Origin of the sequence: Streptomyces sp. NPDC059695, assembly GCF_042733785.1 — a bacterium.
Lineage (GTDB): Bacteria > Actinomycetota > Actinomycetes > Streptomycetales > Streptomycetaceae > Streptomyces.
The window spans coordinates 1-24,805 of sequence record NZ_JBHWFF010000002.1; the positions used below are offsets into that span (position 1 = coordinate 1).

Consider the following 24,805-nt stretch of genomic DNA (forward strand, 5'->3'; position numbering starts at 1 on the left):
CCGTGTGGGCAATCGTCCCGCTGGGGCGGGACGGGTGGGCACACGGGACGGCGCCCTTCGCGGCGCCTCCGCGTTCCGCGCCCTGACCCGCACCACGAGGTGCCGTCACCGGCGGTGCGGGTTCAGGCGCTACAGCCTCTGGCGCCGGCAAGGGCGCCGTTCCGTTGTGCCCACCCGTTCCGCCCCAGCGGAACGATTGCCCACAACGGGCGGGGGCGCCGCCCAGGCGGAACGCATGCCCACAACGGGGTGCGGGTCATACTGCGGTAGTGGGTCGGGGACCGGTCCTCGGTATGACGTCGGGGGGTGGGGGTGCTGCCTACGCTGGGCGGGTCATGGTTACCGCATCGCGGCCCGAGCCGCCCTCCGCCTCCCTGCCCGCCGCCCGCCGCCTCTGGGGCCGGTCCCGCGAGATGTTCCAGGGGCTCGGGGCCGCGCTCACCACCCCGACCACGCCCGGGGAACCGCTCCTCGCGGCTGCCTCGGGCCGGTGGGTGCGGCTGCTGCCGTACATCGTCGCCCTCGCGTTCAGCGCCGCGCTCCTGCCCTCCACCGTCCTGCTCCTCGTCAACGACTACGGCGTCAACGGCGCCCTCGCCGGCGCCCTCGGCACCGCCCAGGCCGCGCCGCTCCTCCTCGCCGTCACCCGCCCCCTCCAGGCCTGGTGGGTCGTCTTCACCGCCGATGTCCTGGGCGCCCTCGTGCTGCTCGGCTCGGACGGGCCCCACGCGGAGATGTGGCCGTGGACCCCGCCGGTCGTCATCGGCTACTGCGCGCTGATGGTCGCGCTCGGACTGCGCGAGTCCCGGCGGGCACTGTTCGGGGTGTGGCTGGCCACCGGCGTGGCCGGTTTCGTCCTGGAGGCCTTCAAGCCCGCCGGGATGACCAGCCTGCACGCGCTGCTGCTCGTCCTCAGCGGCGTGCTGCTGCTCCTCACCTCGGCGGTCCGCGCCCGCGGCGACGCGCAGCGCCGGCTCGCCGAGCAGGAGACCATCAGCGAGGCCGAACGGGCCCGCCGCACGCTCCTGGAGGAGCGGGCCAGGATCGCGCGGGAGCTGCACGACGTCGTGGCGCACCACATGTCCGTGATCACGGTGCAGGCGGACTCGGCCCCGTACCGCATCCCCGACCTCCCGGACGCGGCACGCGAGGAGTTCACGTCCATCGCGGCCGGTGCCCGGGAGTCGCTGGCCGAGATGCGCCGGCTGCTCTCCGTCCTGCGCAGTGACGGCAGCGAGGGCGAGCGGGCCCCGCAGCCGGGACTCGACCGGGTCCAGCAGCTCGTCGAGGCGACCGTACGCGCGGGCGTGCCGGCCGAGCTGCGGCTCGCCGCCGACCTCGGGGAGGTGCCGCAGGCCGTGGACCTGTCCGCGTACCGCATCGTGCAGGAGGCCCTGGCGAACGTGGTGCGGCACGCGCCCGGTGCCTCGACCCGTGTCTCCGTACGGGCCGAGGACGGGTGGCTGACCGTCCTCGTCGTCAACGGGCCCTCCCTGGAGGAGCGTTCCGCCGTCGAGCGGGGCGCCCCCGGCACCGGGCACGGGCTCGTCGGCATGCGGGAGCGCGTACGGTTGACCGGCGGCTCGCTGGACACCGGGCCGCTGCCGGACGGCGGCTTCCGGGTCGCGGCCCGGCTCCCCCTGCGTACGAAGGACACCGAGTGACCATCCGCGTGATCATCGTCGACGACCAGGCCATGGTGCGGGCCGGTTTCGCCGCGCTGCTCGCCGCGCAGCCCGACATCGACGTGGTCGGCGAGGCGCCGGACGGGCGGCAGGGCGTGGACGTGGCGCGCTCGGCGCACCCGGACGTGGTCCTGATGGACGTGCGGATGCCGGAGCTGGACGGGCTCGCGGCCGCCCGGGAGATCCTGCACCCGCCGGCCGGGGTCACGCACCGGCCGAAGGTGCTGATGCTGACGACCTTCGACGTCGACGACTACGTGTACGAGGCGCTGCGCGCGGGCGCGTCCGGCTTCCTCCTCAAGGACGCGCCGCCGGCGGACCTCATCGCCGCCGTACGGGTGGTGGCGGCGGGCGAGGCGCTGCTCGCCCCGTCCGTGACGCGCCGCCTCATCGCCGACTTCGCGGCCTCGCGTCCGGCGCCCCGCCGGGACACCACGGCGCTGCGCCTGAACGGGCTCACCCCGCGCGAGACGGAGGTCCTGGAGCTGATCGCCCGCGGCCTGTCCAACCAGGAGATCGCCGACAGCCTGGTCCTCGCCGAGCAGACGGTGAAGACCCACATCGGCCGGGTCCTCGCCAAGCTGGACCTGCGCGACCGCGCGCAGGCGGTGGTCTTCGCGTACGAGTCGGGGCTGGTCACGCCCGGGGACTCGCGCTAGGCACCCCCTGGCACCCGGGGGAAAACCCCACCCCCGGGCTGCGGCTGGCTGCTCCTCCACCCCCTACCCCGGTATCAAGGGGGAGTTGGCCCCCCGGTGTGACGTGCCGTCACCCGTCGTCTTCCTACCTTCCTCTCGCCAAGGACACGAGCGAGGGAGGGCGGGCCGATGCGCCGCTTCACGAGGACCCTGATCACCGCCGCGGTGGTGACCGGTGTGATCGCCGGGACCGCCGGCTGGGCGTCCGGGAACAGCCAGGAGGCCGTCACCGGGGCCCCCGTCGGGACCGCGGCGTGGCGGGCGGCGGGGCTGCCGGACCCGGAGCGGATGGCCCCGGCCGAGGTCGCGCGCTTCTTCGCCGGGCTGAGTCCCGTACGGCAGCGCGAGCTGGCCCGGACGCACCCCACGGTCGTCGGCAACCTCGACGGGGCGCCCCTGGAGCTGCGGTACGAGGCCAACGCCCGTTCCGCCCGAGGGGAGTTCGGCGGGGCGCGGGTCCTCGCCCACGATCCGCGCGGCCGGGGACAGGTGGCCCTGGTCTACGGGGACCTGGAGCGGGCCGAGCACGTCGCCGTGATCGTGCCCGGCTCCGACGTGGACGCGTCCCATGTGCGGCCGCTCGCGGACATGGCGGGCGAGCTGCGCCGGGCGACCGGAGGCCGTACGGCGGTCGTCGCCTGGGCCGGCTACACGACGCCGGTGGGCGTGGGCCTGGACGCGGCCACCGGCCGGCTCGCCGAGGCCGGGGCGGACCGGCTGACCCGGTTCGCGGACGGCCTCGCCGCGGTCGGCGCGGCCGAGCCGTCCGTCTTCTGCCACAGCTACGGCTCCGTGGTCTGCGGTCTCGCCGCGCACGGGCTGAAGGCCAAGGACCTGGTGGTCTTCGGCTCCCCCGGGATGCGCGCCGAGAACGTCTCCGACCTCGGGACCTCCGCCCGGGTCTGGGCGGCGAAGGATCCCACGGACTGGATCGACCGCGTCCCGAACGTCGCGTTCGCGGGGCTCGGGCACGGCGCCGACCCGACCGACCCGGCCTTCGGGGCGCGCCGGATCCCGGCCGCGGACGCCGCCGGGCACGGCGGCTACTTCGCGCCCGGCACCTCGTCCCTCCGCGCGTTCGCCTCGATCGCCGAGGGGGACGTCCGATGAAGACGCTCGTCGCACGGATCGAGTCCTCCACCCCCGCCCACCGCGACCGGGCGGTCGACGGGCTCCGCGCCCTGGCGCTGCTCGCCGTGCCGACCGGGCACTGGCTGCTCGGCGGTTTCACGCTCTCCTCCGACGGGGCCCTGCACAACGCGAGCCCGCTCGGCGCCTTCGCGGGGCTCGCGCCCGTCAGCTGGGTCCTCCAGATGCTGGGGATCTTCTTCCTCGTCGGCGGTTACGCCTCGGTCCTGTCGTACCGGCGCCACGAGGGCTCCACGCGCGCGTGGCTCGGCGGACGGCTCGCCCGGCTCGGGCGCCCGGTGCTCGGGGTGACCGCCGTGTGGGCGGCGCTGCTGCCGGTGCTGCACTTCGGTCCCGGGGTGCCCGTGGACACGCTGCGGACGGCGTCCACGCTGGTGATCCAGCCGCTCTGGTTCGTCGGGGTGTACACGGTGGTCACCGCGCTGACCCCGCTGTGCGTGCGGGCGGCCCGCCGCCTCGGGGTGTGGGCCGCGGCTCCGCTGCTCGGCTCGGTCGCCCTCGTCGACTTCCTGCGGTACGGGCCGTACGCCGACGCCGTGCCGTCCTGGCTGAGCCTGCTGAACATCCTGCCCGGCTGGCTGTTCGCGTACCAGCTCGGCGTCTCGTGGGGCGAGGGCCGGGTCACCCGGCGCCACGCCTGGGGGCTGCTGCTCGGCGGCGCCGCGCTCTTCGCCGCCCTGCTCCTGGCCTTCGGCTACCCGGCGTCGATGGTCGGCGTCCCCGGCGAGGCGCGCACCAACTCGCACCCGCCGTCGCTGCTCGTCCTTGCCCTCGCCGCCGCGCAGAGCGGTGCGGCGGTCCTGCTGCGGGACCGCATCGGCCGGTTCCTGAAGCGGCCCGCGGTGTGGGCGCCGGTCGTCGTGGTCAACCTGTCCGCGATGACGATCCTGTGCTGGCACCAGACGGCGATGCTGACCGCCGCGATCCCCGCCTCGTACCTCGGGGAGGTCCCCGGTCTGGTCGGCGCGCCGGACTCGGTGGGCTGGATCCTCGCCCGGCTCGCCTGGATGCCGGTCTTCGCCGGTCTGCTCGTCCTCATCGGCCGGTACGCGCGCGTCTTCGAGTCCCCGTGGGCGAAGGCCGGTCCGGCCCGCCGCACCCTGGCGGGTCTCCTCGCGGCGGGCTTCGCGGTCTTCGCCCTGGGGCTGGCGTGAGGTCCGCCGGGGCTCCGGCCTCCGGGGGCTCGGGGCGCCCGCGCGCGGGCCTCCGGGCCTCAGGCCTCCCGGGCCGCGGACGTGGAGCTCATGTCCGGGTAGCGGTCGCCCGCCACCAGGCCGGCGATCGGCTCCAGCTCGTCGAGTTCGGCGGCGGTGAGGGTGATGCGGGTGGCGGCGGCGTTCTCCAGGAGGCGGGAGCGCTTGCGGGTGCCGGGGATCGGGACGACCGTGAGGCCGTGCACGGCCGCGCGCCGCTGGACCCAGGCGAGGGCGATCTGGGCCGGGGTCGCGCCGTGCGAGGCGGCGATCTTGCGGACCGGGTCGAGGAGGGCGGCGTTCCGCTCGGCGTTCTCGCCGGTGAACCGGGGCTGGTACCGGCGGAAGTCGCCGCCCGACAGGTCCTTCGCGGCGTCCGCGAACGCGCCGGTCAGGAAGCCCCGGCCGAGCGGCGAGTACGGCACGAAGGTCACGCCGAGTTCGGCCGCTGCGCCGACGGCGCTGCGCTCCACGTCCCGCGAGAAGAGGGACCACTCCGACTGGAGGGCCGTGATCGGGTGGACGGCGTGGGCCTCGCGCAGCTCCGGCCCGGTGACCTCGCTCAGGCCCAGGAAGCGGACCTTGCCCTGCTGGACGAGCTCCGCCATGGCGCCGACGGACTCGGCGAACGGGATCTGCGGGTCGCGGCGGTGCATGTAGTAGAGGTCGATCGTCTCGATCCCGAGGCGGCGCAGGCTGTCCTCCACCGCCTTCCTGATGTACGCCGGGTCGTTGCGGACGGCGCGGTGGGCCGGGTCGTCGGCGCGGCGCTCGATGGCGAACTTGGTGGCGAGGGTGACCTCGTCGCGGTGGGCGGCGAGGAACGGCGCGAGGAACTCCTCGTTGGCGCCGCTGCCGTAGATGTCGGCGGTGTCGATCAGGGTGACGCCGGCCTCCAGGGCCGCTTCGAGGGTGTCGCGGGCGGCGGCCTCGTCGGTGTCCCCGTAGAACTCGCTGATGCCCATGGAGCCGAAGCCCTGGACGCCGATCTCCGGTCCGTCCTGACCGCCGAGACGTACGGTGTCGATCCTGGTGACGCTGGTCATGATGACGTTCCTCCGCATGCGGTCCCGTAATGACTGATCTTGATGTCGAGCACGGCGAGCGTGTCCTGGAGCTCGGTGATCCTGGTGAGGACGTCCCGCCGGGTGGCCTCCAGGAGCTCCCGCCGCGCGTCCCGGGTGTGGTCGCCCTCGCGCACCAGCTCGGCGTACCTGACCATGTCGGCGACCGGCATCCCGGTCAGCCGCAGCTTGCCGACGAAGGCCAGCCAGCCCAGGTCGCGCTCGGTGAAGCGGCGCTGGCCGGTGTGGGAACGGTCGACGTGCGGCATCAGGCCGATCCGCTCGTACCAGCGCAGGGTGTGCGCGGTGAGACCGGTCAGCGCGGCCACCTCGCTGATCGTGTAGCGGTCCTTCCCGGCGGTTCTCGTCGTGCTCTCGACGCTCTCGATCACGCTCATGCACCCCACGCTAAAACGTTGGAGTGCACTCCAAGCAAGTAGGCTCGGCCCCATGCAGAGCAGCGTGCCGAGCCTGGCGTCGATCGAGAACTGGCCCGTCCCCACCGCGGCGGCCGCAGTCGTCCGCGCGGACGGCACCGTGGCCGGGTCCCACGGCCCCACCGGACGGCGCTTCGCGCTCGCCTCGGTCACCAAGCCGCTCGCGGCGTACGCCGTCCTCGTCGCGTACGAGGAGGGGGCGATCGACCTCGACGAGCCGGCCGGGCCCGAGGGCGCGACCGTCCGCCACCTCCTCGCCCACACCTCGGGGCTCGCCTTCGACGAGAACCGGGTGACGGCCGCGCCGGGCACCCGGCGGATCTACTCCAACACCGGCTTCGAGGCCCTCGGCGACCACGTCGCGAAGGCCACCGACATCCCGTTCGCCGAGTATCTGCACCAGGCGGTCCTGGAGCCCCTCGGGATGACGGCGACGACCCTGGACGGCTCGCCCGCGAAGGACGGCGTGTCGACGGTGGACGACCTCGTGCGGTTCGCCGCCGAGGTGCAGGCGCCGCGGCTGCTCGACGCGCGGACGGTCCTGGACGCGATGACCGTCACGTACCCCGGCCTGACCGGCATCCTGCCCGGCTACGGGCACCAGAGGCCGAACGACTGGGGGCTCGGCTTCGAGATCCGCGACGGGAAGTCCCCGCACTGGACCGGCGCGAGCTCCTCGCCGCGCACCTTCGGGCACTTCGGGCAGGCCGGAACGTTTCTGTGGATCGACCCGGACGCGCGGGCGGCGTGCGTGGCCCTCACGGACCGGCCCTTCGGACCGTGGGCCGTCGAGGCCTGGCCGCCGTTCACGGACGCGGTGCTGGCGGATCTGCGGGCGCGCTGACCGCGCCTCGCGAACGGCTCAGCGTTCGCAGCGGGTCGCCGGGAGGGCGCCGTCGGCGCCCATGAGGATCGCCTCGACCATGCCCCCGCCGTCCTCCGCGTAGGCGGCCGTGCACACCAGCTGCTGGACGGCCGCGTCCGACAGGTCCCTGACGGGGAAGGGCGAGCGGATCCGGACGGTGCGGCGGCCCTCCGGGGTGATCCCGGCCGCCGTGACCTGCTCGGTCCGCGGCGCCTGCTGCCCCTTCGGGAGGTCCGTGGTCAGGCCGGCCGCGGTGTCGGCGGCGGCCGGGCCCGCGAGGAGCGCGGCGAGCACCTTGTCCGTGGCGGGCCGGGCGCCGTGCTCCTGCGACGACGGCCCGGAGACCGCTCCCCTGGCCTTCCGGTCGGCCTCCGTCTCCGAGCCGCCCCAGCTGAGCGACGCTTCGGGGATCGGCAGCCCGTACTCACGGACCACCGGGACCAGGCGGCCGTCCGGCCCGAGGAAGTAGAGCACCATCCGGAACTCGGGCGCCGGGGGGACGGCGATGGTCGCGGCGCCGCCCGCCTCGACGACGTCGGTCTGCTGTATGCCGCAGGCGGCGAGCGAAAGGACGCCGAGCAGGGCCGCGGCGAGGGCGCGGCGCCGCGTGCGCCGCGTGCGCCGTGCGGAGGCGTCGGTCCGGCGCCGCGCGGCCTCCGCGAGGGTCTCCGCGGCGGCACTCGCGGGGCGCCTCACCGGGGCATCCGTACGGTGAAGACGGCCCCGCCCTCAGGGTCGTTGGCGGCGCGGACGGTGCCGCCGTGCAGCCGGACGTTCTCCAGGGTGATCGCCAGGCCCAGGCCGCTGCCCGCCGAACGGGTCCTCGCCTGGTCCGCCTTGTAGAAGCGGTCGAAGACGTGCGGCAGGACGTCCGGGTGGATGCCCGGCCCCCGGTCGGCGACCTCCGTCACCAGCTCGTCCCCCTCCGCGTACAGCCTGACCGTCACCGGCGCCGCCCCGTGCCGCAGCGCGTTGCCGACGAGGTTGGCGACGACCACGTCGAAACGGCGCGGGTCGAGCCGGGCCCTGATTCCCTCCCCAAGGTACGGGACCACCTGCGCCGGATCCGTCCAGCGCCGGTGCTGGAGGGTCTTGCGGACGCAGTCGGCGGCGTCGACCTCGTCGGTGTGGAGCTCGGCGGCCCTCGCGTCGAAGCGGGATATCTCCATCAGGTCCTCGACCAGCACCGCGAGCTTCCCGGTCTCGGCGCTGATGAGCCGGACGGCGCGCGCGGTGTCGCTGTCGAGACTCCCCGCGTCCTCGTCGAGGACCTCGGTGACCGCGAGCATCCCGGCCAGCGGGGTGCGCAGCTCGTGCGAGACGTCGGAGGCGAAGCGGCGGGCGCGTGCCTCGGCGTTGCGCAGCTCCGTGACGGAACGTTCCAGCTCGGCGGCGGTCTCGTTGAACGTCCGGGCGAGATCGGCGAGTTCGTCGCTGCCCTTCGCGTGGATGCGGGTGTCGAGCCGGCCGCGGCCCATGCTGTGGGCCGCGCGCCGCAGTTCCCGTACGGGACGGAGCACGCCGCGCGAGGCGATGAGCGCGGGGATGAGGGCGACGGCGAGGGCCGGGAGGGCGCCGTCGCGGGCCGCGGCGACCATGGCCTCGATGTTCCCCTCCTCCTCGTCGAGCTCCATCACCGCGTAGAAGACGAGACCGGTGGGCTGCCCCGTCCCCTGCTCGTGGTGCGTGCGGAAGACGGCGGGGACGGCGATCGTCAGGTACGGGGTGCCGTTCTTCACGACCCGCTGGAAGCTGCTGTGCGGGGTGAACGGCCCGGCCTGGGCACGGGCCCGCAGCTCGGGGGTGATGACGGAGGAGGTGGGGCGGTCCGCGGAGGACACGCGGACCGAACCGTACTCGGCGTAGACGCGCCAGGGACGGGGCTTGCCCTGCTTGGCGATGCTGAGGAGCACGTCGTGCAGCTGGCGGGAGTCGACGGGCAGGCTGAGGACGAGCGGGTCCACCTGGTCGCGGAAGGCGGAGACCGCGGTGTTCTGGGTCTGCTCCAGGATCGCGTTGCGGGCGGCGCGGTAGGTGAGCGCGGCGGTGGTGCCGCAGCCGACGGCCGCGACGAGGAGGAACGCGAGGACGAGGCGGGTCCGGAGGCCGAAGGGGCGCAGGCGGGGGGTGCGGGCGCGGCGGCGTCCCGGGGCCGCCGGTCCGGTGCCGGGCGCCTCGTGCGCGCCGTCCGGCTCCGGGCTCACGCAGGCCTTCACAGGGGGCCGAAGCGGTAGCCGAAGCCCCGCAGGGTCTGGATGTACCGGGGCTCGCCCGGGGCGTCCTCGATCTTGTTCCGCAGGCGGCGGACGCAGGCGTCCACCAGCCGGGCGTCCCCGTGGTAGCTGTGCTCCCAGACGTGTTCGAGCAGCTGCTGGCGGCTGAAGACCTGCTCGGGTGCGGCCGTGAGGTGCAGCAGCAGCTTCAGTTCGGAGGGGGCGAGGGCGATGCGCTCGCCCGACTTGGCGACGGTCAGGCCGGCCCGGTCGACGGCGAGCTCCCCGTGGAACTCGACGGCGGACCGGCCGGTGCCGGGCTCCTCGATGCGGCGCAGCACGGCCCGGATCCGGGCCTCGATGACCTCGGTACGGGCGGGCTTGACGATGTAGTCGTCGGCCCCGGCCTCCAGCCCGACGACGACGTCGAAGTCGTCACCGCGCGCGGTGAGCATGATGATCGGCAGCTGGCTGCTCTCCCTGACCCGGCGGCAGACCTGCACGCCGTTCATGCCGGGCAGCATCAGGTCCAGGAGCAGCAGGTCGGGCCGGAACTCGCCGAGCGCGGCGAGCCCCGCCTCGCCGGTGGGGGCGGTGCGCACGTCGTGCCCGCGGCGGCGGAGGCCGAGCTCGACGCCCTCGCGGACGGAGGGGTCGTCTTCTATCAGGAGCACGCGGGGCATGTGTGGAGTATCCCAAGGTCGATGTCGTCCCCCGTACGGGGACGTGGTGGGCGTGCGTTCCGCCGGGACGATGGCCCACACGGGGCGTGGGGCACCGCCCCGTGTGGGCCCGCGCCCGCGGTGGGCCGTCAGAGGCGGAGGCGGATTCTGGCCGAGGTGAGGAGGTTCTGGAGTTCGGTGAGGTGGAGGGGGCGGGCCAGGAGCGCGAACGTCGCGAGGATCGTCGCCGCCCCGGCCAGTCCCGCCACCACGGGTCCCGCCACCGCCGTCCCGTCCGCCGTGAACAGTCCGTATCCGGCCGCCGGCACCGCCGCGACGAGGAGCCGGGCGAGCGCGGGGAAGGCCCCGCCGGACGCGCCGCCCAGGCGGCGGCGGAGCGCGTACGCCGTCACCGCCCAGCCCGCCCACAGCGCCAGCGAGTACGCCGCCGCCATGCCCGTGACCGCCCAGCGGGTCGGCAGGACGTGGTACGCCGTCAGGGAGAGTCCGGCGTTGAGGGCCGCGATGACGAGGTTCAGGAAGAACGGGGTCCGGGTGTCGCGCAGGGCGTAGAACGCGCGGGTGCACACGTACTGGCCGGAGAGGGCGACCAGGCCGGGTGCGAAGGCCATCAGGGTCCAGGACATCGCGCGGATGTCGTCGCCGGTGGTCGCCCCGTACCGGAAGACGACCGTCATCAGCGGGACGGCGAGGGCCAGGAGCGCGCAGGCGGCCGGGACGACGGCGGCCGCGCTGGTCCGCAGCGCGTACGAGACGTCGCGCCGGACGCCGGCGAGGTCGCCGTCCGCCGCCGCGCCGCTCATCCGGGGCACCAGGGCCGTCACGAGGGAGACGGTGACGATGCCGTGCGGGACGGTCCAGAGGAGGTAGGCGTTGTTGTACGCGGCGAGGCCCGCGCCGCCGCTCTCCGTCGTGTCGCCCGCCGTGGTCGCCAGCCAGGTCGTCACCCAGTACGCGCCCTGGTTGGTGAGGACGAGCAGCACCAGCCAGCCCGCCGAGCGCAGCGGCGCGGCGAGGCCGCTGCCGCGCCAGTCGAAGCGGGGCCGCCAGCGGAAGCCGGCGGCCCGCAGCGACGGCAGCAGGGCCAGGGCCTGGACGGCGATGCCCGCGGTGGTGCCCCAGCCGAGGAGCGCGGTCTCCCCGGGGGTGAGTTCCCCGCCGTCGCCGACGACGAGGAAGAGTCCGAAGACGGAGACGGCGACGACGTTGTTGAGGACGGGGGTCCACATCATGGCGCCGAACCGGCCCCGGGCGTTCAGGACCTGTCCGAGCAGGGTGAAGAGGCCGAGGAAGAAGATCTGCGGCAGGCACGAGCGCGCGAAGGCGATGGTCATGTCCCGCTGTCCGCCCACGTAGTCGGTGTACGTGTCGACGATCACCGGGGCGGCGAGGACCGCGACCGCCGTGAGCGCGGCCAGGGCGAGCGCGCAGAGCGTGAGGAGGCGGTCGGTGTAGGCGACGCCGCCGTCCTCGTGCTCCTTGGCGGCCTTGACGAGTTCGGGGACGAAGACGGCGTTGAGGGCGCCGCCGAGGAGGAGCATGTAGACGATGGTGGGGACCGAGTTGCCCACCGCGTACCCGTCGGCGACGAGGCCCGCGCCGAGCGCGGCGGCGACGACCGAGGCCCGGACGAAGCCGGTGGCGCGGGAGACGAGCGAGCCCGCGGCCATGAGGGCGCCGCTGCGCAGCGCGGAGGCCTTCTTCCGCTCACGAGGCGCGGTGAGCGTCGCCGTCATCGACGGGCCATGTAGGCCTGGAAGGCGCGGTACAGCGCTCCGTTGGTCGTGCCCTGCATCGGCGTCTCCCACTCCCCCAGCGTCTCGACGACCTGTCCGCCCGTCCCCAGCTTCCAGCGGAGCAGCCCGTGGGCACGGTCGTCCGGATCAAGGGTGGAGGGTACCCCGCGCAGGTCGTAGACGGCCGCGCCGAGGGCGTGGGCGTCCAGGAGCATGCGCCACTGCAGGGCGTTGGAGGGCCGGACCTCACGGCGGTGGTCGGCGGAGGCCCCGGTCTGGTACCAGACGCGGCCGCCGACCGTGAGCATCGTGTGCGCGGCGAGGATCTCGCCCTCGTGGCGGGCGAGGTAGAGGCGCATGCGGCCCGGCTGCTCGGCGTTGAGGACGGCGTACTGGCGCTCGTAGTAGGCGAGGGAACGGCCGAGGCGGAAGCCGTCGCGTTCCTCGGTGATGCGCAGGAGCCGGTAGAACTCGGGGAGGTCGGCGGCGGAGCCGACGACGACCTCGACGCCGGACTTGCGGGCCTTGCGGACGTTGCGCCGCCACTCCTGGTTGAGTCCGGTCCACAGGTCGTCGGTGCTGCGGCCGGTGAGCGGGACCTGGAAGACGTGGCGGGGCTGGGCGTCGGCGCCGTCCTCGGAGTCGCCGCCGCACTTGCGCCAGCCGCGGGCACGGAGCCGTTCGGCGACGGCCGTGCCCAGCGGGTCGACCTCGTCGGCGAGGACGTCGGAGAGGCGACGGCCGGTGCCGGTACCGGCCTTGACGGTGGCGGCGTTCCAGCGGCGGTAGGCGGGCCCGGGGCCCATGCGGACGGCGAACGCGCCCAGGGAGCGCAGATGGCCGAGGAGCGGGGCGAGCCAGCCGTCCATGTCGGGATCGGCCCAGTCGGCGACGGGGCCCTCGGGCAGGTAGGCGAAGTACTTCCGGGTGCCGGGGAAGGGGCGGAGGAGGACGAGCGCGACGCCGGAGAGCGCCGCCCCTTCGCGCCCCCAGCCGACGAGTTGGTGGCTCCACCCGTCCTTCACCTGTGCCCAGGAGGGGAGTTGGAGGAAGCTGGGCCCGTCCGCGCCGCAGCGGGTCTCGAGGAACGCGCGGTACGCCTCGGGGGTCACGGGCCCGAGCCTGACCGGTCCTGCGGGGGCGCGGCGGTCGGTGGGTGCGGCCGTCACGAGCAGCGCTGACACAACGGGAGCCTCCTTGTTCCGCCCCTCGGTGGTGGGGCGCACAGCAGGCTCACAGCCGAATTCGACCGGTGCGCGCGGTGATTGTGACGGGACGGTGACGGTTCTGCCGCAGCCCTCGTCACAGAGGCGCCGGGGGCCCCACGGGGGTGCGGGGGCGCCTTAAAGTCCAGGACATCCCACCCTTTCCTCACACCGCGGAGGTCTTCCGTGCTGCCGATACGCACCGCGCCGCCGATACGCATGTCCCGTCCCGTCCTGGCCGCCGTGGCGCTCGTCGCCTCCCTCACCGCCTGCACGGCCCAGGCTGCGGACGGGGGCTCGTCCGGGGCGGGGCCGGGGGCGGCGAAGGACGCGTCCCCGGTGAAGGTGACCGTCGTGGACCGGGCCGCCGGCAAGCCGGTGTCGGTGACCGCGACCGGCGGGACGCTCACCGCGGTGAAGGTCGTCGACGGCGAGGGCGGGATCCTCCGGGGCCGTACGGGGACGGGGAGCACGAGCTGGTCCTCGGACCGCAAGGCGGCGCCGGGCACCTCCTACACGGTCGAGGTGACGTCCCGTACCGCCGACGGCAAGGAGTCGACCAGCCGGTCCTCCTTCTCCACCCCCGAGGCCGACAAGGTCAACAAGGTCACTCTGGCCCCCGGCAAGAACACCACCGTCGGCATCGCCCACCCCCTCTCGATCGTCTTCGACCTGCCGGTGACGAAGAAGGCGGACGTGGAGAAGCAGCTCAAGGTGACCACCTCGAACGGCACCGAGGGCGCCTGGGGCTGGGTCAAGGACTACTCGGGCCGGGACAGGGCGGACTGGCGCCCCCGGGACTACTGGAAGCCGGGCACGAAGGTCACCCTCGAAGCGGACCTCGACGGCACGGACTCGGGCGGCGGCTGGTTCGTACGGGACTACCGCACCGGCTTCACCGTCGGTGCCGCGCAGGTCGTCAAGGTCGACCTCGACGCGCACCGGCTGAGCGTCGAACGGGACGGCCGGACGGTCCGCACCATCCCCGTCTCCGGCGGCACCCCGGGCGGCGACAAGCGGTCCTGGCGGGGGACGGCCGTGCTGATGGCGAAGGAGGGCACCATCAACATGAACTCGGAGACGGTCGGCCTCGGCGACGCCTACGACAAGGACGTCGACTACTCGATGCGCCTGACCTGGTCGGGCATGTACGCGCACGCGGCCCCGTGGAACGCGCCGTACTTCGGCAAGGCGAACAAGAGCTCCGGGTGCATCGGCATGAGCAACGAGAACGCGGCGTCGTTCTACGCGTCGGTGAACGTGGGCGACCCGTTCGAGATCAAGGGCCGGGAGACGAAGGGGATCGTGGCGGAGGGGAACGGCTACGGGGCGTGGAATCTGAGCTGGGAGCAGTGGAAGACGAAGAGCGCGCTGCGCTGACGCGCCTGCAGCCCGTGTGTCGCCTCGCCTGCTGCGCGTGCGGGCCTCCCGCCGCTGCCCGTGTGGGCAATCGTCCCGCTGGGGCGGGACGGGTGGGCACACGGGACGGCGCGCTTAAGCGGCGCCTCCGCGTTCCGTGCCTGGACCCGCACCACGAGGGCGGCGCACCTGTCGGTGCGGGTTCAGGCTCTACAGCCTCTGGCGCCGGCAAGGGCGCCGTTCCGTTGTGCCCACCCGTTTCGCCCCTTGCGGAACGCCTGCCCACAACGGGCGGGGCGCAGCCCACAACGGGGGGCGGCTAAGGGGTGCTCATCGTCCAGACCAGGAGCTCCGTGGTGGTCGTCGCGTGCAGGGGCGTCGTCTCCTCGTCCGTGAGTCTCGCCGCGTCGCCCGGGGACAGTTCCTCCCCGCGCAGCGACACCCCGCCCCGCACCACGTGCACGTAGGTGAAGTCCGCCGCCGGCAGTTCCGTGGACTCGCCGGCCGCGAGGCGCTCCACGCGCAGGACCGCCCCCGCCGCCGGGAGCTCGTACGGGGCGGACAGCCCGCGCACCACGTCGTACGAGGGGTCGCCGCCCGGTGACAGGGGGGCCAGCCACATCTGGACGAAGGTCAGGGGGTCGTCGCCGTCGTTGCGTTCGACGTGGCGGACGCCGCCCGCCGCGCTCAGGTGCTGGAGGTCGCCGGGGCGGACGACCGAGGTGTGCCCGGCGGTGTCGGCGTGGGTGAGTTCGCCCTCCACCACCCAGGTCACGATCTCGGTGTGCGCGTGGGGGTGCTCGTCGAAGCCCGCGCCGGGCCGGAGCCGCTCCTCGTTGCAGGCGAGGAGCGCGCCGAAGCGGAGGTTGTCGGGGTCGTAGTGCGGTCCGAAGGACAGGGCGTGCCGGGTCTCGATCCCGGCCCCGGGGTCGCCTCCGGGGTACCGGTCGCCCGCGCGCTGGATGCGTATCACGGACGTACCGTAGCCCGGGGAAAGAGCCCCGACCCCGCACGCCGGCGTCCCGATAAGGCAGTCTTGTCCCCGTGCCTGAACCCGTGAACGCCGCCCATCCGCACGCCGCGACCCTGAAGCGCCTCGAACAGTCGTCCGGGCGGCTCGCCGCCGGCGCCATCGCCCGCATGGACGAGACGCTGCCGTGGTACCGCGCGATGCCGCCCGAGAACCGGTCGTGGATCGGTCTGGTCGCCCAGGCCGGCATCGCCGCGTTCACCGAGTGGTTCCGGCACCCGGAGACCCCGCAGGCCATCTCGACGGACGTCTTCGGCACGGCCCCCCGCGAGCTGACCCGCGCGATCACCCTGCGCCAGACCGTGGAGATGGTCCGGACGACCATCGAGGTCATGGAGTCGGCCATCGACGAGGTCGCCGCCCCCGGCGACGAGTCCGTCCTCCGCGAGGCGCTCCTCGTCTACGCCCGGGAGATCGCCTTCGCCACGGCCCAGGTCTACGCGCAGGCCGCCGAGGCCCGGGGCGCCTGGGACGCGCGCCTGGAGTCGCTGGTGGTGAACGCCGTGCTCTCCGGCGAGGCCGACGAGGGCGCCGTGTCGCGGGCCGCCGCGCTCGGCTGGAACTCGCCGGACCATGTGTGCGTGGTCCTCGGCACCGCCCCCGACGGGGACAGCGAGCTGACCGTGGAGGCGATCCGCCGGGCCGCCCGGCACGCGAAGCTCCAGGTCCTCACCGGCGTCCTCGGGAACAGGCTCGTCGTCATCGCGGGCGGCAACGACAATCCCCTCGCCGTCGCCAAGGCGCTCATCGGGCCGTACGCGCCCGGCCCCGTCGTCGCCGGTCCCGTCGTCCCCGACCTGCTCGCCGCGACCCGCTCCGCGCAGGCCGCCGCCGCCGGGCTCAAGGCCTGCTCTGCGTGGCAGGACGCGCCGCGCCCGGTCCTGGCGGACGATCTCCTCCCGGAGCGCGCCATCGCGTCCGACCCTTCGGCGCGCGAGCAGTTGGTGGAGGAGATCTACAGACCGCTGGAGGAAGCGGGCTCCGCGCTGCTCGAAACTCTCAGTGTCTATCTGGAGCAGGCCAGCAGCCTGGAAGGCGCGGCCCGTATGCTCTTCGTCCACCCGAACACCGTGCGCTACCGGCTCCGACGTGTGACCGACGTCACCGGCTGGTCACCCTCCGATGTGCGCTCCGCTTTCACGCTGCGGATCGCTCTCATCCTCGGACGCTTGGCCGACGGAGATCAGCAGTCCTAGACTTTTGTCGAACACCAACAATTCCCCCGACGGTTCTTCGTCCTTGTCCCCACGGGCGCTCGAAGCCGTCCCCAAGAGAGAGTGTGAGGGTGCTCGTACTCGTCGCTCCCGGCCAAGGCGCTCAGACGCCCGGCTTCCTGACCCCCTGGCTCGAACTCCCCGGCGCCGCCGACCGCATCGCGGCCTGGTCGGACGCGATCGAGCTCGACCTCGTCCACTACGGCACGAAGGCGGACGCGGACGAGATCCGCGACACCGCCGTGGCACAGCCCCTCCTCGTCGCCGCCGGCCTGCTCTCCGCGGCCGCGCTCGGTGAGGTGACCCCCGGCGTCGTCGCCGGTCACAGCGTCGGCGAGTTCACCGCCGCCGCCTTCGCGGGCGTCCTCGACGCCGAGGCCGCGCTCCGCCTCGTCCGTACCCGTGGACTCGCGATGGCCGACGCCGCCGCGATCACCGCGACGGGCATGTCGGCGCTGCTCGGCGGCGACCCCGAGGTGACCGTCCCGCACCTGGAGAAGCTCGGCCTGACCGCGGCCAACGTGAACGGCGCCGGCCAGATCGTGGCCGCCGGCACGCTGGAGCAGCTGGCCGCCCTGGAGGCGGACAAGCCCGAGGGCGTCCGCCGGGTCGTGGCGCTCAAGGTCGCCGGCGCGTTCCACACGCACCACATGGCCCCGGCCGTGGCGAAGCTGGAGGAGGCGGCGAAGCAGCTGTCCCCGGCCGCCCCGGTCACCCGCTACGTCTCCAACAAGGACGGCCAGGTCGTCACCGACGGCGCCGAGGTCGTGGCCCGGCTGGTCGGCCAGGTCGCGAACCCGGTCCGCTGGGACCTGTGCATGGAGACCTTCCAGACGCTCGGCGCGACCGCGCTGATCGAGGTGTGCCCCGGCGGCACCCTCACCGGCCTCGCCAAGCGGGCCCTGCCGGGCGTGGCCACGGTCGCGCTCAAGACTCCCGACGACCTCGACGCGGCCCGTACGCTCATCGCCGAGCACGCGGCCGTCTGACAAGGAGTGTCGAGAAACATGTCGAAGATCAAGCCCAGCAAGGGCGCCCCGTACGCGCGGATCCTCGGTGTCGGCGGCTACCGCCCCACCCGGGTCGTGCCGAACGAGGTGATCCTCGAGAAGATCGACTCGTCCGACGAGTGGATCCGCTCGCGCTCCGGCATCGCCACCCGGCACTGGGCCTCCCCGGAGGAGACCGTCGCCGCCATGTCGGTGGAGGCCTCCGGCAAGGCCATCGCCGACGCCGGGATCAGCCCCGAGCAGATCGGTGCCGTGATCGTCTCCACGGTCTCGCACTTCAAGCAGACCCCGGCCGTGGCCACCGAGATCGCCGACAAGATCGGCGCCGGGAAGCCGGCCGCGTTCGACATCTCCGCCGGCTGCGCGGGCTTCGGCTACGGCCTGACGCTCGCCAAGGGCATGATCGTCGAGGGTTCGGCGGAGTACGTCCTGGTCATCGGCGTGGAGCGGCTCAGCGACCTGACGGATCTGGAGGACCGCGCGACGGCCTTCCTGTTCGGCGACGGCGCCGGCGCCGTGGTCGTCGGCCCGTCCGAGGAGCCGCACATCGGCCCCACGGTCTGGGGTTCCGAGGGCGACAAGTCCGAGACGATCAAGCAGACCGTGCCGTGGAACGAGTTCCACCCCCAAGCTCTCGGCTCCGCTCGAGCAGAGGGGACCCCCTCCGGCGACGTCTCGCAGCTGCCGCTCAACGAGCAGGGCGAGATCAAGTTCCCCGCCATCACGCAGGAGGGCCAGGCGGTCTTCCGCTGGGCCGTCTTCGAGATGGCGAAGGTCGCCCAGCAGGCGCTGGACGCCGCCGGCATCTCGGCGGACGACCTGGACGTCTTCATCCCGCACCAGGCGAACATGCGGATCATCGACTCGATGGTGAAGACTCTGAAGCTGCCGGAGCACGTCACGGTCGCCCGTGACGTGGAGACCACCGGCAACACCTCGGCCGCCTCGATCCCGCTCGCGATGGAGCGGCTCCTGGCGACCGGGAAGGCGAAGAGCGGCGACACCGCGCTCGTCATCGGCTTCGGGGCGGGTCTCGTCTACGCCGCGACGGTCGTTACCCTCCCCTAGGCACACCGGATCTTCCGGAAGCCCCTGTACCGAAGTAACCGCAAGAAGGAGCAGCACTATGGCTGACACCCAGGAAGAGATCCTCAAGGGCCTCGCCGAGATCGTCAACGAGATCGCCGGCATCCCGGTCGAGGACGTCCAGCTGGACAAGTCCTTCACCGACGACCTGGACGTCGACTCGCTGTCCATGGTCGAGGTCGTCGTCGCCGCCGAGGAGCGCTTCGACGTGAAGATCCCCGACGAGGACGTCAAGAACCTCAAGACCGTGGGCGACGCCGCCGACTACATCCTGAAGCACCAGGACTGATTCGGTCCCCGCTGACTCGGTTCGCCACCCGGCGGTGGCGCCGTACTTCGACCATCACACACGTGGAGAAAGAATTCCTGTGAGCTCGACCAATCGCACCGTGGTCGTCACCGGTCTCGGCGCAACCACACCGCTGGGTGGCGACTCCGCATCGACCTGGGAAGGTCTGATCGCGGGACGCTCCGGCGTCAAGCCCCTCGAGGGCGAGCGCTTCGCCGAACTGCCCGTCAAGATCGCGGCCCTCGCCGCGGTCGACCCCGGCGACGTGCTGCCCCGCCCGCTGGCCCGCAAGCTGGACCGCTCGGCGCAGTTCGCGCTGATCGCGGCCCGTGAGGCCTGGGCCGACGCGGGCTACACCGGCCCGGCCGGTGAGGACGAGAAGATCGTGCCCGAGCGGCTCGGCTCCGTCATCGCCTCCGGCATCGGCGGTGTGACGACTCTGCTCGACCAGTACGACGTGCTGAAGGAGAAGGGCGTCCGCCGCGTCTCCCCGCACACCGTGCCCATGCTCATGCCGAACAGCCCCTCCGCGAACGTGGGTCTGGAGGTGAACGCCCGGGCGGGCGTCCACACCCCCGTCTCCGCGTGCGCGTCGGGTGCCGAGGCGATCGGCTACGCCGTCGAGATGATCCGTACCGGCCGTGCCGACGTGGTCGTCGCCGGCGGTACCGAGGCCGCGATCCACCCGCTGCCGATCGCCGCCTTCGCCAACATGATGGCGATGTCCAAGAACAACGACGAGCCGACGAAGGCCTCGCGTCCCTACGACACCGGCCGCGACGGCTTCGTGCTCGGCGAGGGCGCGGGCGTCGTGATCCTGGAGTCCGAGGAGCACGCGAAGGCGCGCGGTGCCCGCATCTACTGCGAGGTGCTGGGCCAGGGCCTGTCGGCCGACAGCCACCACATCGCGCAGCCCGAGCCGACCGGCCGGGGCATCGCCGCCGCGATGCAGAACCTCCTGGACTCCACGGACCTCAAGCCGTCCGAGGTCGTCCACCTCAACGCGCACGCCACGTCGACGCCGCAGGGCGACGTCGCCGAGATCAAGGCGCTGCGGAAGGTCCTGGGCGACGACCTGGACCACGTCGCGATCTCCGCGACGAAGTCGATGACGGGTCACCTGCTGGGTGGTGCGGGCGGCATCGAGACCGTCGCGACGGTCCTGGCGCTCCACAACCGCCTGGCCCCGCCGACGATCAACGTCGACGACCTGGATGCCGAGGTCGACGCGGACATCGTCCGCGACGAGCCCCGCGAGCTCCCGCAGGGAACGATCGCCGCGATCAACAACAGCTTCGGCTTCGGTGGCCACAACGTGGTCCTGGCGTTCCGCACGGTCTGACGCGCGACGCATGACGAAGGCCCGCCCCCGTGAGGGGGCGGGCCTTCGTCATGCGTCGGCAGAGGGGGACCGGGGCCGGTGGCTCCCGCTCGGCGGGGGTGGCCGGCAGGGCGTCGCGGACGGCCCGGCGGTCCGCGGACGTCGCCGATGGCGTCGGGGTCGGGAGCGTCCCGTCTCCGGCCCGGAGCGCGGCACGGGCGCGGCCGGGGTGCCCGGCCCCTGCCGCCGCAGGCGCGGAGGGCGAGCGGGGTCGCAGGCACGGAGGGCGAGCGGGGTCGCGCACGGCGCCCGCGCGGGCGCCCGGCCGGGACTCCACGACCCGCCGGTGAGCGGGGGTCAGACGACCTGGTGCAGCCAGCGGACGGGGGCGCCCTCGCCCGCGTACCGGAAGGGTTCCAGCTCGTCGTCCCAGGGCTTCCCGAGCAGCTTGGCGATCTCCGCCTCCAGCTGGGTCTCGCCCTGCGCGGAGCGCGCGAGGGCGGCCCGCAGCCGGTCCTCGGGGACCAGGATGTCCCCGTGCAGGCCGGTGACGGCGTGGAAGATGCCCAGGTCGGGGGTGGCGCTGTAGCGCTCGCCCTCGGCGGTGGCGCAGGGCTCCGCGGTGACCTCGAAGCGGAGCATCTGCCAGCCGCGGAGGGCGGAGGCGAGCTCCGAGGCGGTGCCGGTCCTGCCCTTCCAGGAGAACTCGGCTCTCCAGGTGCCGGGGGACGCCGGCTGGCGGATCCAGTCGAGCTGCACCCTCGCACCGAGGACGCCCGCGACCGCCCATTCGACGTGCGGGCACAGCGCACGCGGTGCGGAGTGTACGTACAGGACTCCACGTGTCGTCACCGGGACCTCCAGTGTGGGACGAGGTTCGCCTTGTCCAGCGGCCTCAGTAAACAGCATCAGGCGCAGAACGTCGCAAACCATCCAAAAGGGGACAGCATGTGACGTGATGTAATTTACCGGAGCCGGTCGGCGAAGGCGCCTCTGGTTCGACGGGGGAAAAGCTACCGTGCCGCACCGTCATCGGTGTGACGTACGGTCGGTCCGGGGGCGGGGGAACACGAAGCTTTCACCCGCCAGGACGCCGAAGGAGGGGCCCGGGATGCGCGGCCGACGCCGATTCCGTACCGCTGTCGCAGCCGCCACGGCCGCACTGTTGTGCGGCGGTGTGCTCTCCGGATGTACGGCCGGGGACCCGGAGGCGGCGGCTCCGAGCGCCCGGACCACCGCGCGTCCGACGCCGAGGCCCACCCCCCTGTGGGACGTCTCCCCCGCTTCCGTGGCGGCCGTCGGCGACTCCGTGACCCGGGCCTTCGACGCGTGCTCCGTCCTGTCGGACTGCCCCGAGGTGTCGTGGGCGACCGGGACGGACACCACCGTCAACAGCCTGGCGCTGCGGCTGCTGGGCCCTGCGAGGGTGGCCACCCACAGCTGGAACCTGGCCCGGACGGGCGCGCGGATGGCGGAGCTTCCGGACCAGATGGCCGGGGCCGCGGCCGAGAAGCCCGAGCTCGTGACGGTGATGATGGGGGCCAACGACGCCTGCCGGCCGACCCCGGACCTGATGACCCCGGTCGCCGACTTCCGCGCCTCGTTCGAGAAGGCCCTCGCCCGGCTGCGGGCCGGCGCGCCGAAGGCGCAGGTGTACGTGGCGAGCGTGCCGGACCTGAAGCACCTGTGGTCCACGGGAAGGGTGAGCCCGATGGGGCTCCAGGTATGGAAGTTGGGGATCTGCGGCGCGATGCTGGCGGACGCGGAGGACCTGGGTCCGGCGGCCGAGCGGCGGCGTGCGGCGGTCCGGGACCGGGTGGTGGCGTACAACGGGGTCCTGCGGGAGGTCTGCGCGAAGGACGCCCGCTGCCGGTACGACGACGGGGCGGTCTTCGGGTTCCGCTTCGACGGCGGGCAGTTGAGCCCCTGGGACTGGTTCCATCCGAGCAGGGACGGGCAGGCGCGGCTCGCGGAGCTGGCGTACCGGCGGATCACGAAGGAGTGAGGGACCCCGGGGCGGTTGTCAGGTGCCGCCCCGGGGCCGGTTCTCGGGGATCCCGGGAGGTCAGACCTCCAGGGTGGCGGTCAGCCGCGCGTCGGCGAGGGAGCGGGCTCCGACGACCTCGTACGCGCCGGTGACGAGGGTCCAGTCGTCCTTCTCGTCGTCCCAGATCTCGAAGGCGCGGCGGGGCAGCGCGATGACGGTCTCGACGGTCTCGCCGGGCGCCGCCTCGACGTTCGCGAAGGCGGCGAGCCAGCGGGCGGGGCGCTCGACGGTGTCGTCGACCGGCGCCAGGTAGATCTGGACGGTCTCGCGGCCGGGCCGGTCACCGGTGTTGGTGATCCGGACGGTGGCCGCGTCCGGGGCCGCGACCAGGGAGTCGTACGACCAGGTCGTGTAGCCGAGGCCGTGGCCGAAGGGGTACGCGGGGTTCACCCCGGCCTTGTCCCAGGCGCGGTAGCCGATGAAGACGCCCTCGGTGTAGTGCAGTCGTCCGTCGACCGGGGTGACCTCGGTGACGGGGACGTCGGCGAGGGCGGCGGGCCAGGTGGTGGGGAGGCGGCCGCCGGGCTCCTCGGCTCCGGTGAGGACGTCGGCGAGCGCGGCGCCTCCCTCCTGGCCCGGGAACCAGCTGAGCAGGATCGCGGCCACGTCCTCGCGCCAGGGCAGTTCGACCGGGGAGCCCGCGTTAACGACGACGACCGTGTTCGGGTTGGCGGCGGCCACGGCCCGTACGAGGTCGTCCTGGCGGCCGGGGAGGGCGAGGTCCTTGCGGTCGAAGCCCTCGGACTCGACGCGCTCGGTGGTGGCGACGACCACGACGGCGGTGTCCGCCGCGCGGGCGGCCTCGACGGCCTCGGCGATCAGTTCGTCGGGGTCACGGCGGGGACCGAGGTGGACGAAGGAGAACATGACGGCCGGGAGCGGGGCCGCGAACTCCTTGTCGAGGGTGTGGAGCAGGGAGACCTCGACGGTCTCGCCGGCGGTGAGCACGACCCTGGCGCGCTCGACCGGGGAGCCGAAGAAGGCCTCGAAGGGGTCGGTCTCGGGGCCCATGGCCTGGACGCCGTCGAAGACGGTCGCGCCACCGACGGACAGGGTGAAGGCGCCGAGGCCGCGGGTGCCGAAGGCGTGCTCGCCGGACTCGCGCGGGGTGAAGGTGCCGACGACCTCGATGGAGGCGAGGGCCTGGTGGGTGACGCCCTCGGGGAGGTCGTCACCGATCCACTGGACCTGGCCGTTGGGCAGGGAGCCCTCGCCGAGGAGGCGGCCCTCGGCGTCACGGCACCGGGCGCGGAGGGTGAAGCCCTGATCGGCGGGGGTGAGTTCCTCGCTGGGGTCGGCGCCGACGGTGAAGGTCAGCGCGCCGTCGGGGAGGGCGGCGGTGAGGCCGTCGAGCGGGGAGACGAGGTGGTCGGGGAAGACCTGGGCGGAGCCGCCGCCGAGGATCCGGGCGTCGCGGGCGGCGGCGCCGGAGAGCGCGACGGTGGTGCCCGCGGCGAGCGGCAGGGCGCCGCTCTCGTTGCGTACGAGGACGAAGCCGCGCCGGGCGATCTCGCGGGCGAGGGCGTCGCCGTCGAGGGCGGCGGGGGGCTCGGCGACGGCCGGCGGGGCGCCTTCGAGGGCGCCGACGCGGGCGGCGAGCCGCAGGACGTTGCGGACGGCGGCGTCGACCAGGGACTCCTCGACCTCGCCCGAGCGGACGGCGGCGGCGAGGGCCGGTCCGTAGACGGTGCCGGGGCCGGGCATGGCGACGTCGAGGCCGCCGCGGATGTCGCCGGTGGACGAGCGGGCGGCCATCCAGTCGGAGACGTTGAAGCCGTCGAAGCCCCACTCGCCGCGCAGGACCTCGTTCACGAGCTCGTGGTGCTCGGTCATCGTCACGCCGTTGACCTGGTTGTAGGCGGTCATGATGCCCCAGGGACGGGCGTTCCTGACGATGGCCTCGAAGGGGGCGAGGTAGAGCTCGCGGAGCGGGCGCGGGGCGATCCGGTTGTCGACGGTGAAGCGGTCGGTCTCGGCGTCGTTGGCGACGAAGTGCTTGACGGTGGTGCCGACGCCGCCGTCCTGGACGCCCTGGACGTAGCCGGTGCCGATGGCGCCGGTGAGGTACGGGTCCTCGCTGTAGGCCTCGAAGTGGCGGCCGCCGAGCGGGGTGCGGTGCAGGTTGACCGTGGGCGCGAGGACGACGTGGACGCCCTTGCGGCGGGCCTCCTGGGCGAGGAGGCGGCCGGCCCGGCGGGCGAGCGCCGGGTCCCAGGTGGCGGCGAGGGCGGTCGGGGACGGGAGCGCGACCGACGGGTCGTCGGCGGTCCAGCGGACGCCGCGGACGCCGATGGGCCCGTCGGACATGACCAGGGACCGCAGGCCGATCTCCGGCAGGGCGGGCAGGGACCACATGTCCTGGCCCGCGAGCAGCCTGGTCTTGGTGTCCAGGTCGAGCTTGCCGAGCGCCGTCTCGACGACCGCGTCCCTCACGGTCTCCGCGCTGGTCTCCGCCATGGCCGTACCTCCTCGTTGACGTACCGAATGACCCCGATGCGCCCATCGTGCACCCACCTACCTG

Annotated in this window: 22 protein-coding genes; 12 read left to right on the forward strand and 10 right to left on the reverse strand. The window is 73.6% G+C overall.

Annotation, left to right across the window (positions count from 1 at the left end; translation table 11 throughout):
* Positions 1 to 335 precede the first annotated feature (335 nt).
* The 4 genes from ACFV2S_RS02625 to ACFV2S_RS02640 all read left to right on the forward strand — a co-directional run bounded on the left by ACFV2S_RS02625 (position 336) and on the right by ACFV2S_RS02640 (position 4,686).
* Positions 336 to 1,664 carry a sensor histidine kinase gene (locus tag ACFV2S_RS02625; protein ID WP_385553593.1) on the forward strand — a complete coding sequence of 443 codons (1,329 nt, stop codon included), beginning with the start codon at positions 336 to 338 and terminating at the stop codon, positions 1,662 to 1,664.
* The gene (locus tag ACFV2S_RS02630) at positions 1,661 to 2,344 is read left to right on the forward strand and encodes a response regulator transcription factor (protein WP_329855354.1); all 684 of its coding nucleotides are present in this window, start codon (positions 1,661 to 1,663) and stop codon (positions 2,342 to 2,344) included. Before ACFV2S_RS02625 ends, ACFV2S_RS02630 begins: the two co-directional genes overlap by 4 nt.
* Before the next feature lie 168 nt (positions 2,345 to 2,512).
* A complete protein-coding gene (locus ACFV2S_RS02635; RefSeq protein WP_385553595.1) occupies positions 2,513 to 3,493 on the forward strand; it encodes an alpha/beta hydrolase in 981 nt (326 codons plus the stop codon).
* Entirely contained in the window at positions 3,490 to 4,686 is a 1,197-nt protein-coding gene (locus ACFV2S_RS02640) for an acyltransferase (RefSeq protein WP_385553597.1), read from the forward strand. Before ACFV2S_RS02635 ends, ACFV2S_RS02640 begins: the two co-directional genes overlap by 4 nt.
* Positions 4,687 to 4,745: 59 nt before the next feature.
* Here the strand turns inward: ACFV2S_RS02640 and ACFV2S_RS02645 are convergent, their stop codons facing one another.
* Together ACFV2S_RS02645 and ACFV2S_RS02650 are read right to left on the reverse strand one after the other, a co-directional pair.
* Positions 4,746 to 5,771 (reverse strand): aldo/keto reductase, encoded by a 1,026-nt coding sequence (locus ACFV2S_RS02645; protein WP_385553599.1) that lies wholly within the window; start codon positions 5,769 to 5,771, stop codon positions 4,746 to 4,748.
* Positions 5,768 to 6,187, reverse strand: a complete 420-nt coding sequence (locus ACFV2S_RS02650; protein ID WP_382864526.1) for a MerR family transcriptional regulator — start codon at positions 6,185 to 6,187, stop codon at positions 5,768 to 5,770. Before ACFV2S_RS02650 ends, ACFV2S_RS02645 begins: the two co-directional genes overlap by 4 nt.
* Before the next feature lie 52 nt (positions 6,188 to 6,239).
* On the opposite strand from ACFV2S_RS02650, the gene ACFV2S_RS02655 reads away from it, so the two are divergent.
* Positions 6,240 to 7,070, forward strand: a complete 831-nt coding sequence (locus ACFV2S_RS02655; protein ID WP_385553602.1) for a serine hydrolase domain-containing protein — start codon at positions 6,240 to 6,242, stop codon at positions 7,068 to 7,070.
* Positions 7,071 to 7,088: 18 nt separating this feature from the next.
* On the opposite strand, the gene ACFV2S_RS02660 is transcribed toward ACFV2S_RS02655, so the two are convergent.
* The 5 genes from ACFV2S_RS02660 to ACFV2S_RS02680 all read right to left on the reverse strand — a co-directional run bounded on the left by ACFV2S_RS02660 (position 7,089) and on the right by ACFV2S_RS02680 (position 12,907).
* Entirely contained in the window at positions 7,089 to 7,787 is a 699-nt protein-coding gene (locus ACFV2S_RS02660) for a hypothetical protein (RefSeq protein WP_385553604.1), read from the reverse strand.
* Positions 7,784 to 9,295 carry a sensor histidine kinase gene (locus ACFV2S_RS02665; protein WP_385553606.1) on the reverse strand — a complete coding sequence of 504 codons (1,512 nt, stop codon included), beginning with the start codon at positions 9,293 to 9,295 and terminating at the stop codon, positions 7,784 to 7,786. The genes ACFV2S_RS02660 and ACFV2S_RS02665 overlap by 4 nt, the downstream gene beginning before the upstream one ends.
* An 8-nt stretch (positions 9,296 to 9,303) precedes the next feature.
* Entirely contained in the window at positions 9,304 to 9,987 is a 684-nt protein-coding gene (locus ACFV2S_RS02670) for a response regulator (RefSeq protein ID WP_385553608.1), read from the reverse strand.
* A 128-nt stretch (positions 9,988 to 10,115) separates the two neighbouring features.
* Complete coding sequence (gene murJ / locus ACFV2S_RS02675) at positions 10,116 to 11,723, reverse strand: murein biosynthesis integral membrane protein MurJ (RefSeq protein ID WP_385553610.1); 1,608 nt, start codon at positions 11,721 to 11,723, stop codon at positions 10,116 to 10,118.
* Complete coding sequence (locus ACFV2S_RS02680) at positions 11,720 to 12,907, reverse strand: lipid II:glycine glycyltransferase FemX (RefSeq protein WP_385553612.1); 1,188 nt, start codon at positions 12,905 to 12,907, stop codon at positions 11,720 to 11,722. The genes murJ and ACFV2S_RS02680 overlap by 4 nt, the downstream gene beginning before the upstream one ends.
* Before the next feature lie 240 nt (positions 12,908 to 13,147).
* On the opposite strand from ACFV2S_RS02680, the gene ACFV2S_RS02685 reads away from it, so the two are divergent.
* Positions 13,148 to 14,308 (forward strand): Ig-like domain-containing protein, encoded by a 1,161-nt coding sequence (locus tag ACFV2S_RS02685; RefSeq protein WP_385554356.1) that lies wholly within the window; start codon positions 13,148 to 13,150, stop codon positions 14,306 to 14,308.
* A gap of 298 nt (positions 14,309 to 14,606) precedes the next feature.
* Here ACFV2S_RS02685 and ACFV2S_RS02690 read toward each other — a convergent pair whose 3' ends face one another.
* Positions 14,607 to 15,260 (reverse strand): pirin family protein, encoded by a 654-nt coding sequence (locus ACFV2S_RS02690; RefSeq protein WP_385553613.1) that lies wholly within the window; start codon positions 15,258 to 15,260, stop codon positions 14,607 to 14,609.
* Positions 15,261 to 15,331: 71 nt separating this feature from the next.
* Between ACFV2S_RS02690 and fasR the strand changes: the two genes are divergently transcribed.
* From fasR to fabF, 5 genes are all read left to right on the forward strand, one after another.
* The gene (gene fasR / locus ACFV2S_RS02695; RefSeq protein ID WP_383798679.1) at positions 15,332 to 16,513 is read left to right on the forward strand and encodes a fatty acid biosynthesis transcriptional regulator FasR; all 1,182 of its coding nucleotides are present in this window, start codon (positions 15,332 to 15,334) and stop codon (positions 16,511 to 16,513) included.
* An 89-nt stretch (positions 16,514 to 16,602) separates the two neighbouring features.
* The gene (locus ACFV2S_RS02700) at positions 16,603 to 17,520 is read left to right on the forward strand and encodes an ACP S-malonyltransferase (protein WP_385553616.1); all 918 of its coding nucleotides are present in this window, start codon (positions 16,603 to 16,605) and stop codon (positions 17,518 to 17,520) included.
* Between the two features lie 18 nt (positions 17,521 to 17,538).
* Positions 17,539 to 18,609: a ketoacyl-ACP synthase III gene (locus ACFV2S_RS02705; protein WP_385553618.1), complete on the forward strand. Its 1,071-nt coding sequence runs from the start codon at positions 17,539 to 17,541 to the stop codon at positions 18,607 to 18,609.
* A 58-nt stretch (positions 18,610 to 18,667) separates the two neighbouring features.
* Positions 18,668 to 18,916: an acyl carrier protein gene (locus ACFV2S_RS02710; RefSeq protein ID WP_189801979.1), complete on the forward strand. Its 249-nt coding sequence runs from the start codon at positions 18,668 to 18,670 to the stop codon at positions 18,914 to 18,916.
* A gap of 79 nt (positions 18,917 to 18,995) precedes the next feature.
* Complete coding sequence (gene fabF, locus ACFV2S_RS02715; protein WP_383798688.1) at positions 18,996 to 20,258, forward strand: beta-ketoacyl-ACP synthase II; 1,263 nt, start codon at positions 18,996 to 18,998, stop codon at positions 20,256 to 20,258.
* 336 nt (positions 20,259 to 20,594) lie between these two features.
* Here fabF and ACFV2S_RS02720 read toward each other — a convergent pair whose 3' ends face one another.
* Entirely contained in the window at positions 20,595 to 21,089 is a 495-nt protein-coding gene (locus ACFV2S_RS02720; RefSeq protein ID WP_366440439.1) for a DUF3145 domain-containing protein, read from the reverse strand.
* Between the two features lie 259 nt (positions 21,090 to 21,348).
* Here ACFV2S_RS02720 and ACFV2S_RS02725 point away from each other — a divergent pair, with 259 nt between their 5' ends.
* The gene (locus ACFV2S_RS02725; RefSeq protein ID WP_385553621.1) at positions 21,349 to 22,242 is read left to right on the forward strand and encodes an SGNH/GDSL hydrolase family protein; all 894 of its coding nucleotides are present in this window, start codon (positions 21,349 to 21,351) and stop codon (positions 22,240 to 22,242) included.
* A 60-nt stretch (positions 22,243 to 22,302) separates the two neighbouring features.
* Here ACFV2S_RS02725 and ACFV2S_RS02730 read toward each other — a convergent pair whose 3' ends face one another.
* Positions 22,303 to 24,741 (reverse strand): glycoside hydrolase family 3 protein, encoded by a 2,439-nt coding sequence (locus tag ACFV2S_RS02730; RefSeq protein WP_385553623.1) that lies wholly within the window; start codon positions 24,739 to 24,741, stop codon positions 22,303 to 22,305.
* Between the last annotated feature and the right edge of the window lie 64 nt (positions 24,742 to 24,805).

Excerpts from the sequence above, each read along its gene's own strand:
- ACFV2S_RS02645 (WP_385553599.1), bottom strand. The coding sequence starts at position 5,771 with ATGACCAGCGTCACCAGGATCGACACCGTACGTCTCGGCGGTCAGGAC.
- ACFV2S_RS02685 (WP_385554356.1), top strand. The coding sequence starts at position 13,148 with ATGTCCCGTCCCGTCCTGGCCGCCGTGGCGCTCGTCGCCTCCCTCACC.
- ACFV2S_RS02710 (WP_189801979.1), top strand. The coding sequence starts at position 18,668 with ATGGCTGACACCCAGGAAGAGATCCTCAAGGGCCTCGCCGAGATCGTC.
- ACFV2S_RS02670 (WP_385553608.1), bottom strand. The coding sequence starts at position 9,987 with ATGCCCCGCGTGCTCCTGATAGAAGACGACCCCTCCGTCCGCGAGGGC.
- ACFV2S_RS02725 (WP_385553621.1), top strand. The coding sequence starts at position 21,349 with ATGCGCGGCCGACGCCGATTCCGTACCGCTGTCGCAGCCGCCACGGCC.
- murJ (WP_385553610.1), bottom strand. The coding sequence starts at position 11,723 with ATGACGGCGACGCTCACCGCGCCTCGTGAGCGGAAGAAGGCCTCCGCG.
- ACFV2S_RS02625 (WP_385553593.1), top strand. The coding sequence starts at position 336 with ATGGTTACCGCATCGCGGCCCGAGCCGCCCTCCGCCTCCCTGCCCGCC.
- ACFV2S_RS02635 (WP_385553595.1), top strand. The coding sequence starts at position 2,513 with ATGCGCCGCTTCACGAGGACCCTGATCACCGCCGCGGTGGTGACCGGT.
- ACFV2S_RS02730 (WP_385553623.1), bottom strand. The coding sequence starts at position 24,741 with ATGGCGGAGACCAGCGCGGAGACCGTGAGGGACGCGGTCGTCGAGACG.
- ACFV2S_RS02655 (WP_385553602.1), top strand. The coding sequence starts at position 6,240 with ATGCAGAGCAGCGTGCCGAGCCTGGCGTCGATCGAGAACTGGCCCGTC.
- ACFV2S_RS02705 (WP_385553618.1), top strand. The coding sequence starts at position 17,539 with ATGTCGAAGATCAAGCCCAGCAAGGGCGCCCCGTACGCGCGGATCCTC.
- ACFV2S_RS02650 (WP_382864526.1), bottom strand. The coding sequence starts at position 6,187 with ATGAGCGTGATCGAGAGCGTCGAGAGCACGACGAGAACCGCCGGGAAG.
- ACFV2S_RS02640 (WP_385553597.1), top strand. The coding sequence starts at position 3,490 with ATGAAGACGCTCGTCGCACGGATCGAGTCCTCCACCCCCGCCCACCGC.